The sequence below is a fragment of the Citrobacter sp. Cpo100 genome (genome assembly GCF_030332595.1).
In the GTDB taxonomy this organism is placed as follows: domain Bacteria; phylum Pseudomonadota; class Gammaproteobacteria; order Enterobacterales; family Enterobacteriaceae; genus Citrobacter; species Citrobacter portucalensis.
In genome coordinates this window covers 1-12,505 of sequence record NZ_JAOWHM010000022.1, presented here as the reverse complement: position 1 = coordinate 12,505, position 12,505 = coordinate 1, and the positions used below count along the sequence as shown (strand labels likewise).

The following is a 12,505-nucleotide window of genomic DNA, read 5'->3' as shown; positions in this document are numbered from 1 at the left end:
ATTTATGCAACGTAGAAAATCGGAGGCTCGTCTGTGGATTTACGCGATCTGAAAATGTTCCTGCATTTGGCTGAAAGTCGTCACTTTGGCCGCAGCGCGCGGGCAATGCACGTCAGCCCATCCACGCTTTCCCGGCAGATTCAGCGCCTCGAAGAAGACCTCGGCCAGCCGCTGTTTGTGCGCGATAACCGCACGGTTACACTGACCGAAGCAGGTGAAGAGCTGCGCGTGTTTGCCCAACAGACGCTGTTGCAGTACCAGCAGTTACGCCACACCCTAGATCAACAAGGGCCGTCGCTGTCGGGCGAACTGCATATCTTCTGTTCGGTAACTGCCGCCTACAGCCATCTGCCGCCAATCCTTGACCGTTTCCGCGCCGAGCATCCGTCAGTGGAAATTAAGCTCACCACCGGCGACGCCGCCGATGCGATGGATAAAGTGGTCACTGGTGAAGCCGATCTGGCAATTGCCGGTAAGCCCGAAACGCTGCCTGGCGCGGTGGCGTTCTCGATGCTGGAGAATCTGACGGTTGTGTTGATCGCTCCAGCGCTGCCCTGCCCGGTGCGAAATCAGGTATCGGTCGATAAGCCGGACTGGTCAACGGTGCCGTTTATCATGGCCGATCAGGGTCCGGTACGCCGCCGCATCGAGTTGTGGTTCCGTCGTCACAAAATCAGCAACCCATCGATTTACGCCACGGTGGGTGGCCACGAAGCGATGGTCTCAATGGTAGCACTGGGCTGCGGCGTGGCGCTGCTGCCGGAAGTGGTGCTAGAAAACAGCCCGGAGCCGGTACGTAATCGCGTGATGATTTTAGAGCGCAGTGACGAAAAAACACCGTTCGAGCTTGGCGTCTGCGCGCCGAAAAAGCGGCTGCATGAACCGCTGATCGACGCGTTTTGGAAGATTGTTCTGGAACGTAAATCCGCAGAGTAGCGCCAGCGTCAGGTCTAAAATCAGTGGTAGATTCAGTATTGGCGCTCCTTTTCTGTATAATGTCGTGATCCATTGTAGTGGGGGGCTTGTTAACCATCGCGTTAAGCAGGCCAGAACAGACGGTGTCATTGCGCACTTGACAGCGAAAATACAAACTTAATTAGCCATCATTATGATAATCAAACCAAAAATTCGTGGATTCATCTGTACAACGACCCATCCGACTGGCTGCAAAGTCAACGTGGAAAAGCAGATCGAGTATGTTAAGCAGAACGGGAAAATCGAGAACGGCCCGTCTCGCGTGCTGGTGATCGGTGCTTCCACCGGTTACGGTCTGGCTTCCAGAATTTCCGCCGCCTTTGGCAGCGGTGCCGCCACTATCGGGGTATTTTTCGAAAAACCGGGCACGGATACCAAACCAGGTTCCGCAGGCTGGTATAACTCTGCAGCTTTCGACGAAGCGGCCAAGCGTGAAGGTCTGTACTCCAAAAGCATTAACGGCGATGCGTTCTCTGACGAATGCCGTGATGAAGTGATCAAACTGATCAAAGAAGACCTGGGTCAGATTGACCTGGTGGTTTACTCACTGGCTTCCCCAGTGCGTAAAATGCCGAAAACCGGTGAAATCGTCCGTTCAGCGCTGAAGCCAATCGGTGAGGTTTACACTTCTAAAGCGATCGATACCAACAAAGATCAGATCATCACCGCCAGCATTGAGCCGGCTACCGAAGAAGAAGTTCAGAACACCGTCACCGTCATGGGCGGCGAAGACTGGGAACTGTGGATGGGCGCGCTGAGCGAAGCGGGCGTGCTGGCTGATGGCGTGAAAACCGTAGCCTACTCCTACATCGGTACCGACCTGACCTGGCCAATCTACTGGCACGGCGCGCTGGGCAAAGCGAAAGAAGACCTCGATCGCGCGGCGGGTGAACTGCGTAACCAGCTGGCACCGCTAAACGGTTCCGCTAACGTTGCCGTACTGAAGTCCGTCATCACCCAGGCATCTTCTGCGATTCCGGTAATGCCGCTGTACATCTCCATGGTCTTCAAGCTGATGAAAGCGCAGGGGATTCACGAAGGTTGTATTGAGCAGATCAACCGTCTGATGACCACCAGCCTGTACGGCGATAAAGTGGCGCTTGATGACAACCAGCGTATCCGTATGGATGACTGGGAACTGCGTGACGACATTCAGCAGGCATGTCGCGATCTGTGGCCGCTGATCACTACCGAAAACCTGGCGCAAGAAACTGACTATGCAGGATACAAGCAGGAATTCCTGAACCTGTTCGGTTTTGCCCTCGACGGTGTGGATTACGATGCTGACGTGAATACCGAAGTCGAATTCGACGTTATCACGCTGTAATCTGCTGATACAGTAGCAAAAAGGGTTCATGTTTTTACATGAACCCTTTTTTAATGGCTGTCGTTAACCCGCCAGGAAGAACCTGAATGCCGGGTTATGTGTTTCATCATGACAGTCATAACCCAGTTCATTCAGCCGCGTTTCGAAATCAGGCTCGTGTTCACCCAACTCAAACGCTGCCAGCACACGACCATAGTCAGTGCCGTGACTGCGATAGTGGAACAATGAAATATTCCAGTGCGTCCCCAGGGTATGCAGGAATTTGAGCAACGCCCCCGGCGACTCCGGAAATTCGAAGCTATAAAGACGTTCCTGTAAGGGTTTCGACGGACGTCCACCGACCATATAGCGCACGTGTAGCTTCGCCATCTCGTCATCAGACAGATCCACCACGCTATAGCCGCCCTCATTGAGCAGTTGCAGGATTTCCTTACGCTCTTCCAGCCCACGACTCAGACGTACGCCGACAAAAATGCAGGCGTCTTTCGCATCAGCAAAGCGGTAGTTAAACTCGGTCACCGAGCGCCCGCCCAGCAGTTGGCAAAACTTCAGGAAGCTGCCCTTTTCTTCCGGGATGGTCACGGCCAGCAAGGCTTCGCGCTGTTCCCCCAGCTCGCAACGTTCGGAAACGTAGCGCAGGCCGTGGAAGTTAACGTTAGCGCCGGAAAGAACATGCGCCAGGCGCTCGCCGCGAATATTATGCTGGGCGATGTATTTTTTCATCCCCGCCAGCGCCAGTGCCCCGGAAGGCTCCGCCACCGCACGTACATCCTCGAACAGGTCTTTCATTGCCGCGCAAATAGCATCACTATCGACAGTGATAATATCGTCGAGATATTCCTGGCACAGACGGAAGGTTTCATCACCAATACGTTTCACCGCCACGCCTTCGGCAAAGAGACCCACTCGCGGCAGATCCACCGGATGACCGGCATCCAGCGCCGCTTTCAGACAGGCCGAATCTTCCGCTTCCACGGCAATCACTTTGATTTGCGGCATCAGCTGTTTAATTAGCACTGCCACGCCTGCCGCTAATCCGCCACCACCAACTGGCACAAATACGCGATCGAGATGCGCATCCTGCTGGAGCAGCTCCAGCGCCAGCGTGCCCTGCCCGGCAATCACCATCGGATGATCGAACGGCGGCACCCAGGTAAACCCCTGCTGCTGCGACAATTCAATCGCTTTGGCTTTGGCTTCATCAAAGTTCGCGCCGTGCAGCAGCACTTCTCCGCCGAAGCCGCGAACGGCATCGACTTTGATATCCGCGGTAGCCGTTGGCATGACAATCAGCGCCTTCACGCCTAATCGCGCAGAAGAGAAAGCGACGCCCTGAGCATGATTACCAGCCGATGCGGTAATGACGCCATGCGCTTTTTGCTCTTCGGTCAAGCCCGCCATCATGGCATAGGCACCGCGTAGCTTGAAGCTGTGAACAGGTTGACGGTCTTCGCGCTTCACCAGAATGACGTTGTCGAGGCGCGAAGAGAGTTTTTCCATTTTCTGTAGCGGCGTTACCTGTGCCGCTTCGTATACCGGCGCACGCAGTACCGCTCTGAGATACTCGGCGCCCTCAGGAGCGCCGGATAGAGGTTGTGAATCCGCCATGGTCATTATCCCCCGAGCTTCGACTTATCGCGCACCGCACCTTTGTCGGCACTGGTTGCCAGGCTGGCGTAGGCGCGCAGTGCGAAGGAGACCTGACGCTGACGATCTTTTGGCGTCCAGGCTTTGTCACCTCGAGCTTCCTGCGCTTCACGGCGCGCAGCGATTTCCGCATCACTCAGTTGCAATTGAATGCCACGATTCGGGATATCGATGGCAATCATGTCACCATCTTCGATAATCGCGATATTACCGCCGCTGGCCGCTTCCGGAGAAACGTGACCAATGGAAAGCCCCGAAGTACCGCCGGAGAAACGACCATCGGTAATCAGCGCGCAAGCCTTACCGAGGCCCATCGATTTCAGGAAGGTGGTTGGGTAGAGCATTTCCTGCATGCCTGGCCCGCCTTTCGGCCCTTCGTAGCGAATGACAACCACATCACCAGCCACCACTTTACCGCCGAGGATGGCTTCAACCGCATCGTCCTGGCTTTCGTACACTTTTGCCGGGCCGGTGAATTTCAGGATGCTGTCATCCACGCCTGCGGTTTTTACAATACAGCCGTTTTCCGCGAAGTTACCGTACAGAACTGCCAGACCGCCGTCTTTGCTGTAAGCGTGCTCCAGCGAGCGAATGCAGCCTTCAGCGCGGTCGTCATCCAGCGTATCCCAACGGCAATCCTGTGAGAATGCCTGGGTTGTACGAATGCCGGCCGGGCCAGCACGGAACATTTTTTTCACCGCGTCGTCTTTGGTCAACATCACGTCATACCGATCGAGCGTTTGCGGCAGAGTCAGCCCCAGCACGTTTTTCACGTCGCGGTTCAGCAGTCCAGCACGATCCAGTTCGCCTAAAATACCCAGTACGCCGCCTGCGCGGTGCACGTCTTCCATATGGTATTTCTGCGTACTCGGCGCCACTTTACACAGCTGCGGGACTTTGCGGGACAGCTTGTCGATATCACTCATGGTGAAGTCGATTTCCGCTTCCTGCGCGGCTGCCAGCAGGTGCAGAACGGTGTTGGTGGAGCCACCCATGGCGATATCCAGCGTCATGGCGTTCTCAAATGCCGCTTTGCTGGCAATGTTGCGCGGCAGCGCGGAAGCATCGTCCTGCTCGTAATAGCGTTTGGTCAGCTCGACGATGCGCTTACCTGCGTTGAGGAACAGTTCTTTACGGTCGGCGTGAGTCGCCAGCAGTGAACCGTTACCCGGCTGCGACAGGCCCAGCGCTTCAGTCAGGCAGTTCATCGAGTTAGCGGTGAACATACCGGAACAGGAGCCGCAGGTCGGACAGGCGGAACGTTCAACCTGCTCGCTTTGTGAGTCGGAAACTTTCGGGTCAGCACCCTGAATCATCGCATCAACCAGGTCGAGCTTGATGATTTGGTCAGAGAGCTTGGTTTTCCCGGCTTCCATCGGACCGCCGGAAACAAAGATCACCGGAATATTCAGGCGCAAAGAGGCCATTAACATCCCGGGGGTGATTTTGTCGCAGTTGGAGATGCAGACCATCGCATCGGCGCAGTGGGCGTTAACCATGTACTCAACGGAGTCAGCGATCAGCTCACGCGACGGCAGTGAATACAGCATGCCGCCATGACCCATGGCGATACCATCATCCACAGCAATGGTGTTGAACTCTTTCGCCACGCCGCCTGAGGCTTCGATTTGTTCGGCAACCAGCTTACCGAGATCGCGCAGGTGGACGTGACCCGGCACAAACTGGGTAAAGGAGTTCACCACAGCGATAATCGGTTTACCGAAGTCATCATCGGTCATCCCGGTGGCGCGCCACAATGCGCGGGCACCCGCCATATTGCGACCGTGGGTGGTGGTAGCAGAACGATACTTAGGCATGCTTGATTAACTCCCGTCTGTCTTTCCCCTGCATACTTCACGCCGCAGGTGCGTTGGCCGCCTCGCTCACCCCAGTCACTTACTGCAGTAAGCTCCTGGGACTTGCTGCGTTGCCGTCTTCCTGCAACGTGAATTATTTTGGGGAAATATTAATTTTGTTATTGGTTTACTGAATCCAACCAGCCGTATTTATCTTCCGTTTCACCGGTGAAGAGCCCAAAGAAGGCCTGCTGGATGCGTTTGGTGACCGGACCGCAGCGGCCTTCGCCCACCTGGATACCATCGACACTGCGTACTGGGGTGATTTCAGCCGCGGTACCGGACATGAACACTTCGTCAGCCAGGTACAGTGATTCACGGGACAACACCTGCTCACGGACTTCGATATCGAGATCTTTCGCCAGCTTAATGATCGCGTCACGGGTAATACCCGGCAGTGCAGAAGAGGTAAACGGCGGGGTAAACAGAATGCCGTCTTTTACTTCAAACAGGTTTTCGCCCGCACCTTCGGAGATGTAGCCATTCACGTCCAGCGCAATGCCTTCCTGATAGCCATGACGACGCGCTTCGCTACCCACCAGCAGCGAAGACAGATAGTTACCGCCCGCTTTAGCAGCAGTAGGGATGGTGTTCGGCGCCACGCGGTTCCAGGATGAAACCATCGCGTCGATCCCCTGCTCCAGCGCTTCTGCACCAAGGTAAGCACCCCACGGGAACGCGGCGATGATCACGTCGGTGGTGTATCCCGCTGGCGGGTTAACGCCCATCCCCACGTCACCAACAAACACCAGCGGACGGATATAGGCGCTGGTCAGATTGTTTTTACGAATCACCTCGCGGCAAGCTTCCATCAGCTCATCAACGCTCTGAGAAACCGGAAAACGATAGATCTTGGCTGAATCACGCAGACGCTGCATATGTTCGCGATGACGGAACACCACCGGCCCTTTGTGAGAATCGTAGCAACGGATGCCTTCGAATACTGAAGTACCGTAGTGCAGCGCGTGGGACATCACGTGAACCTTCGCGTCTTCCCAACGAATCATCTCGCCATTAGACCAAATGTAATCAGCTTTTTTCGTCGTCATTTTTCTTCCTTTTGCGCTCAGGCGCGGATTTGTTGTGATGTGGTTGTGCTCTGGCAGATAGCAACATGTGCAACGTCTACCAGTTTACTTAACTGACTAAACAGTAAGTCGACCGACCGGGGGCTGGCAACGGTCAATTCGATATTTATATTTTGCGCATCGCTGGCGGCTTCCATATTCATGGAGCACACCTGAAAACCGCGATGGCGTACCACGCGTAAAACACGTTCTAACGTTTCCGGATTGAAACGAGCCTCAACGGCGACCTGATGTTGCATCATGATAATTTCTCCAGCATTTCTGAGTTACTGGCACCTGGCGGTACCAGAGGCCAGACATTCTCAAGTTCGTCGATTGAGACATGAAGCAGGTATGGCCCCTCGCTGTTCAGCATGGTGTCGAGTGCCGCTTCAACCTGGTCTTTACGGGTGATGTGTTGACCTGGTATGCCGAAGGCGCTGGCCAACATGAGGAAATCGGGGTTATCAGTAAGGGTGGTTTCGCTATAACGTTCCTGGAAAAACAGCTGCTGCCATTGTCGCACCATGCCTAACCGCTGGTTGTCGAGTAAAACTATTTTCAGCGGCAACTGCTTGCGTTTTACGGTGCCCAGCTCCTGTACATTCATCATGAAGGAGCCGTCACCGGAGATACAGATTACCGTATCGTTCGGGCGAGCAACCTGCGCGCCAACCGCTGCAGGCAGGCCAAAGCCCATCGTACCCAGACCGCTCGAGGTGATGAAATTTTCCGGGCGGGTGTAGGTCATATGCTGCGCCGACCACATCTGATGCTGACCAACATCCGTTGTCACTACGCTGTCCGTGGGTTTGCGATCGGACAACTGCTTCAACAACAGTGGCGCGTAGATAGCCTCACCGGGATGATCATAGCGCCAGGTATGCTCTGTGCGCAGTTCAGCGCTATGCTGACGCCATGCGTCAATCTTCAGAGATTGCTGCAATGCCGGCAGCAGAGAATTTAAATCACCCTGCAATGCTACGTGCGCCTGACGCAGCTTGTTCATTTCCGCAGGGTCGATATCCATGTGGATCACGCTGGCGTTCGGTGCGAAGGTATTCAGCTTACCGGTCACCCGGTCATCAAAACGCGCGCCCACTGCAATCAGTAAATCACATTCTTGCACCGCGAAATTTGCCGCTTTAGTGCCATGCATTCCCAACATACCCAAATAGTATGGGTAGTCAGCTTCTACTGCGCCCAGACCTTTCAGCGTGCAGGCGACCGGCATTTGGGTTACCGCGATAAATTCACGCAGGGCCGGGACCGCCTGCGCCATACCAACGCCGCCACCGACGTACAGGATCGGTTTTTGCGCCTGCGCCAGCATTTTACGTGCCTGCTCAACGTCAGCGTGCGGGAAATCCTCTACGTTTTCGACGGTCGTAAAATACGGCTCCAGCGTACCGCTGGCCAGCTGGATGTCTTTCGGGATATCAACCAGAACCGGACCCGGACGACCGGAGTTCGCCACAGCGAAAGCCTCTGCCATGATGCGCGGCAGCTCTTCCAGTGACTGCACCAGGAAACTGTGTTTGGTGCAGGACAAAGACATACCCAGAACGTCCACTTCCTGGAACGCATCCGTTCCGATGAAAGGTGAGGCCACCTGACCGGTGATCGCCACCACAGGAACAGAATCTAACAGCGCATCGGCAAGGCCGGTGATCAGGTTAGTAGCACCAGGTCCGGAAGTGGCGATACACACGCCGGTTTTACCGGTCGCACGGGCATAGCCAATTGCCGCCATTGCCGCGCCCTGCTCGTGTCGGCACAACAGGTGTTCTACGCCGCCGTCATACAACGCATCGTAAACCGGCATAATTGCGCCACCAGGATAACCAAAGACGGTTTGAACCCCTTGTGCACGCAACGCATGTACCACCCACTGTGCCCCATTCATAGTTACATCCCCGCCGTAAATCTTGAGAAACAGAATTTTATGCTACCGTTCACTTTCTGCTCCTCATGTATGTTTTTAAGGTCAAAAAAAACCCCCGGACCTTTCGGTGCGGGGGTCTTAGTTCGTTAAGGCTTGTTTTCTAAGCCTTTCCTCGTCCAAGTGCAGCCCCGCACGGTGGGATAATAATCACCACCACGCTAATCACGACCAGGCTAATCACTCGTAGAAGGGCTGTCATTTTTGTATTTTCTTGCATCTTGTTCGAAGGAATACCTAAAGAGTTACCATAGAATTTGCAAATGACACAAGATATTTTTTTATTCGTTTTTCTGACGCCGTTAACGGTTTAGATAAATATCATTGTTTTTTATACAAAAAATCAAAAGTGAAAATATTTCACGTCTCAGGTGATTCTCGGCAACCCGTTTCCTACTAAAAACGTTATTCAAAAGTGTTTGCGAGCGCTATTCCAGGCTTTATGCAAGCAGTATTGAGCTACATAAAAACACGGGAATAAGCCTCTAAAAACCGTAATTATGTGAAATCTTGCCGCGATGTATTGCGACATAATGCTTTCATCAGGAGGGCTTATGTCACTATCGATTGTTCACACACGCGCTGCGCTGGGCGTGAATGCGCCAGCCATTACCATCGAGGTACATATCAGCAATGGTTTGCCTGGTTTAACCATGGTGGGATTACCCGAAACAACGGTAAAAGAGGCTCGCGATCGAGTTCGCAGTGCGATTATTAATAGCGGTTATGAATTCCCGGCAAAGAAGATAACCATAAACCTCGCTCCGGCCGATCTCCCGAAAGAAGGGGGACGATATGATTTACCTATCGCAGTTGCGCTTCTGGCAGCGTCTGAGCAGCTTACAACCCATAACCTCGATACATATGAGCTGGTAGGCGAATTAGCGCTTACAGGCGCGTTACGCGGCGTTCCCGGTGCGATATCAAGTGCAACTGAAGCTATTCGCGCAGGCAGGAGAATTATTGTCGCAAAAGAGAATGCAGCTGAAGTGGGACTGATACACGGTGAAGGGTGCCTGATAGCCGATCATCTACAGGCCGTATGCGCATTTCTCGAAGGTAAGCATGATTTAGACAGACCATCATCGGCAGATTTTACCCCCTGCGCATTAGCAGATGATCTGAGCGATGTTATCGGCCAGGAACAGGGTAAACGCGGACTGGAACTTACCGCAGCTGGCGGTCATAACCTCTTACTCATCGGGCCGCCGGGAACGGGTAAGACCATGCTGGCCAGTCGCCTGAGAGGATTGCTTCCGCCACTGAGTAATGATGAGGCACTGGAAAGCGCCGCGATTCTAAGTCTGGTCAATTCCGACACGCTACAAAAACAGTGGAAACAACGCCCTTTTCGTTCGCCGCATCACAGTGCTTCATTAACCGCCATGGTCGGTGGAGGCTCTATTCCTGCGCCAGGCGAGATATCTCTGGCGCATAACGGCATACTGTTTCTGGATGAACTTCCCGAGTTTGAGCGGCGCACGCTGGATGCACTGCGAGAGCCCATTGAGTCCGGGCAGATTCATTTATCCCGCACTCGGGCAAAAATAACTTACCCCGCGCGTTTTCAGCTTATTGCTGCCATGAATCCCAGCCCAACAGGACATTATCAGGGGAACCATAACCGCTGTACCCCAGAGCAGACGCTACGCTACCTCAATCGATTATCAGGTCCATTTCTTGACCGCTTCGATCTCTCCCTCGAAATCCCCTTACCGCCGCCCGGCATACTCAGCCAGAGCCAGGTAAAAGGGGAAGATAGCGCAACGGTGAAGCAACGCGTTATGGCAGCACGAGAGCGTCAGTATCAGCGGCAGAATAAGTTAAATGCGCACCTGGACAGTCAGGATATCCATAAATACTGTCCATTGCGTAGCGACGATGCGCAATGGCTTGAAGAAACGCTCGCGCATCTCGGATTATCCATCCGCGCATGGTTACGCCTGATAAAGGTCGCTCGAACGATCGCGGATATAGAACAATCTGACCATATCTCTCGCCAGCACTTACAGGAGGCTGTTGGGTATCGGGCGATAGACAGATTACTCATTCATTTGCAGAAACTACTGGCATAAAAAAAGGGCTTTCGCCCTTTTTTATTAATCATCAGATTCGGTGTAGTCTTCCGCACCTTCCACCTGAGGTTTCCCACCAGACAGCGTGTGGAAGCGTTTTGGACGCTTAATGCGCGTCATGTATTTGGACCACACACGTTCAGCTTCGGTAACCGGTTCGCGCTCACCACGGCATACCGCAACAAACAGTTTTTCTTCTTCCGTTACCGGCTCACGCTTGCCCAGATCCAGCTCGTTGAAAGCATAACCGTGACGCTCAAGCAGTTGTGCTTCTTTAATGGTGAAATCACCATGACGGGAGAATCCGCGGGGATAATATTTATTATCGAAATATCGATTAGTCGTCGTAAAGCTTTCCGCCATCCTGCACGCTCCTAATTCTTTGGCCGAGCTATTTATGGCGCGGAGTATTAGTTACGCTTGACAGAGCGTCAAACAAAAGATTTAAATCATAACGACAAATAATTTTATGGAGCGAGTTGTGGATACGGAATTGTTAAAAACTTTCCTGGAAGTTAGCCGGACACGCCACTTTGGCAGGGCTGCTGAAGCGCTCTATCTGACCCAATCAGCGGTTAGTTTTCGGATCAGACAACTGGAAAATCAATTGGGTGTAAACCTGTTCACCCGACACAGAAACAATATCCGTTTAACCGCTGCAGGTGAAAAATTATTACCTTACGCTGAAACGCTGATGAATACGTGGCAAGCAGCACGTAAGGAGGTTGCGAATACCTCGCGGCATAACGAGTTTTCTATTGGTGCCAGCGCATCCCTCTGGGAATGCATGCTTAATGGCTGGCTGGGGCGTTTGTACCAATCCCAGGAGCCGCAATCCAGCCTGCAATTTGAAGCGAGGATCGCGCAGCGACAGTCGTTAGTAAAACAGCTTCATGAACGACAGCTTGATCTATTGATTACTACCGAAACGCCCAAAATGGACGAATTTAGCAGCCAACTGTTGGGATATTTCACGCTGGCGCTCTATTGCAGTTCTCCTTCACAAACCAAAGATGAACTGAATTATCTGCGTCTGGAATGGGGACCTGACTTTCAGCAACACGAGGCTGGATTGATTGCGGGAGATGAAGTGCCGGTACTTACCACCAGTTCGGCAGAATTAGCCAGGCAGCAACTTTCAGTCCTCAAAGGTTTTAGCTGGCTACCGGTCAGCTGGGCTAAAGGTAAAAGCGATCTCCATACGGTTACCGACAGTACAACGCTTTCACGCCCGTTATATGCAGTTTGGCTGCAAAATAGCGATAAACATGCGCTGATTTGCGATCTGCTGAGAACGAATATTCTGGAAGATTAAGGAAAACGCTGGCAAGGATGCCGGGAGTAAAATAGAAAGAAGGAAAAACTCAAATTACAGGTAAAAAAAAATCCTTAGCAATAATGCTAAGGATTGTTTCTGGCAGGGGCGGAGAGACTCGAACTCGCGACACCCGGTTTTGGAGACCGGTGCTCTACCAACTGAGCTACGCCCCTAAATCTTCTTATCATTAAGCCTGCTTAGTAGCAGGCTTAATTTTCTAATAAGTGGCGGAACGGACGGGACTCGAACCCGCGACCCCCTGCGTGACAGGCAGGTATTCTAACCAACTGAACTACCG

General features: G+C 53.2%; 11 protein-coding genes and 1 tRNA gene. 4 read left to right on the top strand and 8 right to left on the bottom strand.

The genetic code is table 11. The features are described from left to right. Window positions 1-33 precede the first annotated feature (33 nt). Window positions 34-936, top strand: a complete 903-nt coding sequence (gene ilvY, locus OGX96_RS00820; protein WP_003829023.1) for an HTH-type transcriptional activator IlvY — start codon at window positions 34-36, stop codon at window positions 934-936. Between the two features lie 172 nt (window positions 937-1,108). Continuing rightward, the gene (fabV, locus tag OGX96_RS00815; RefSeq protein ID WP_008787067.1) at window positions 1,109-2,302 is read left to right on the top strand and encodes an enoyl-ACP reductase FabV; all 1,194 of its coding nucleotides are present in this window, start codon (window positions 1,109-1,111) and stop codon (window positions 2,300-2,302) included. Between the two features lie 63 nt (window positions 2,303-2,365). Here fabV and ilvA read toward each other — a convergent pair whose 3' ends face one another. The 6 genes from ilvA to ilvL form a co-directional block, all read right to left on the bottom strand. Further along, window positions 2,366-3,910, bottom strand: coding sequence for a threonine ammonia-lyase, biosynthetic (gene ilvA / locus OGX96_RS00810; protein ID WP_003018007.1), 1,545 nt, complete (start codon window positions 3,908-3,910; stop codon window positions 2,366-2,368). Between the two features lie 5 nt (window positions 3,911-3,915). After that, the gene (gene ilvD, locus OGX96_RS00805) at window positions 3,916-5,766 is read right to left on the bottom strand and encodes a dihydroxy-acid dehydratase (protein WP_003829028.1); all 1,851 of its coding nucleotides are present in this window, start codon (window positions 5,764-5,766) and stop codon (window positions 3,916-3,918) included. 158 nt (window positions 5,767-5,924) lie between these two features. Beyond that, the gene (locus tag OGX96_RS00800; RefSeq protein ID WP_003829030.1) at window positions 5,925-6,854 is read right to left on the bottom strand and encodes a branched-chain amino acid transaminase; all 930 of its coding nucleotides are present in this window, start codon (window positions 6,852-6,854) and stop codon (window positions 5,925-5,927) included. Between the two features lie 17 nt (window positions 6,855-6,871). Beyond that, the gene (gene ilvM / locus OGX96_RS00795; RefSeq protein ID WP_003018017.1) at window positions 6,872-7,135 is read right to left on the bottom strand and encodes an acetolactate synthase 2 small subunit; all 264 of its coding nucleotides are present in this window, start codon (window positions 7,133-7,135) and stop codon (window positions 6,872-6,874) included. Next, window positions 7,132-8,778 (bottom strand): acetolactate synthase 2 catalytic subunit, encoded by a 1,647-nt coding sequence (gene ilvG, locus OGX96_RS00790; protein WP_079935205.1) that lies wholly within the window; start codon window positions 8,776-8,778, stop codon window positions 7,132-7,134. Before ilvG ends, ilvM begins: the two co-directional genes overlap by 4 nt. A 139-nt stretch (window positions 8,779-8,917) precedes the next feature. Continuing rightward, window positions 8,918-9,016: an ilv operon leader peptide gene (ilvL, locus tag OGX96_RS00785; protein ID WP_001311244.1), complete on the bottom strand. Its 99-nt coding sequence runs from the start codon at window positions 9,014-9,016 to the stop codon at window positions 8,918-8,920. Between the two features lie 352 nt (window positions 9,017-9,368). Between ilvL and OGX96_RS00780 the strand changes: the two genes are divergently transcribed. Beyond that, entirely contained in the window at window positions 9,369-10,889 is a 1,521-nt protein-coding gene (locus OGX96_RS00780; RefSeq protein WP_048237104.1) for a YifB family Mg chelatase-like AAA ATPase, read from the top strand. 24 nt (window positions 10,890-10,913) lie between these two features. Here OGX96_RS00780 and maoP read toward each other — a convergent pair whose 3' ends face one another. Then, complete coding sequence (gene maoP, locus OGX96_RS00775; protein WP_003018025.1) at window positions 10,914-11,252, bottom strand: macrodomain Ori organization protein MaoP; 339 nt, start codon at window positions 11,250-11,252, stop codon at window positions 10,914-10,916. A 106-nt stretch (window positions 11,253-11,358) separates the two neighbouring features. Between maoP and hdfR the strand changes: the two genes are divergently transcribed. After that, entirely contained in the window at window positions 11,359-12,204 is an 846-nt protein-coding gene (gene hdfR, locus OGX96_RS00770) for an HTH-type transcriptional regulator HdfR (protein ID WP_008787063.1), read from the top strand. Window positions 12,205-12,304: 100 nt separating this feature from the next. Here the strand turns inward: hdfR and OGX96_RS00765 are convergent. Beyond that, window positions 12,305-12,380: transfer RNA gene (locus OGX96_RS00765), tRNA-Trp, on the bottom strand. Between the last annotated feature and the right edge of the window lie 125 nt (window positions 12,381-12,505).

Coding starts and splice junctions, on each gene's coding strand:
- OGX96_RS00780 (WP_048237104.1), top strand. CDS start 9,369: ATGTCACTATCGATTGTTCACACACGCGCTGCGCTGGGCGTGAATGCG.
- ilvL (WP_001311244.1), bottom strand. CDS start 9,016: ATGACAGCCCTTCTACGAGTGATTAGCCTGGTCGTGATTAGCGTGGTG.
- ilvD (WP_003829028.1), bottom strand. CDS start 5,766: ATGCCTAAGTATCGTTCTGCTACCACCACCCACGGTCGCAATATGGCG.
- ilvA (WP_003018007.1), bottom strand. CDS start 3,910: ATGGCGGATTCACAACCTCTATCCGGCGCTCCTGAGGGCGCCGAGTAT.
- fabV (WP_008787067.1), top strand. CDS start 1,109: ATGATAATCAAACCAAAAATTCGTGGATTCATCTGTACAACGACCCAT.
- OGX96_RS00800 (WP_003829030.1), bottom strand. CDS start 6,854: ATGACGACGAAAAAAGCTGATTACATTTGGTCTAATGGCGAGATGATT.
- ilvG (WP_079935205.1), bottom strand. CDS start 8,778: ATGAATGGGGCACAGTGGGTGGTACATGCGTTGCGTGCACAAGGGGTT.
- maoP (WP_003018025.1), bottom strand. CDS start 11,252: ATGGCGGAAAGCTTTACGACGACTAATCGATATTTCGATAATAAATAT.
- hdfR (WP_008787063.1), top strand. CDS start 11,359: ATGGAGCGAGTTGTGGATACGGAATTGTTAAAAACTTTCCTGGAAGTT.
- ilvM (WP_003018017.1), bottom strand. CDS start 7,135: ATGATGCAACATCAGGTCGCCGTTGAGGCTCGTTTCAATCCGGAAACG.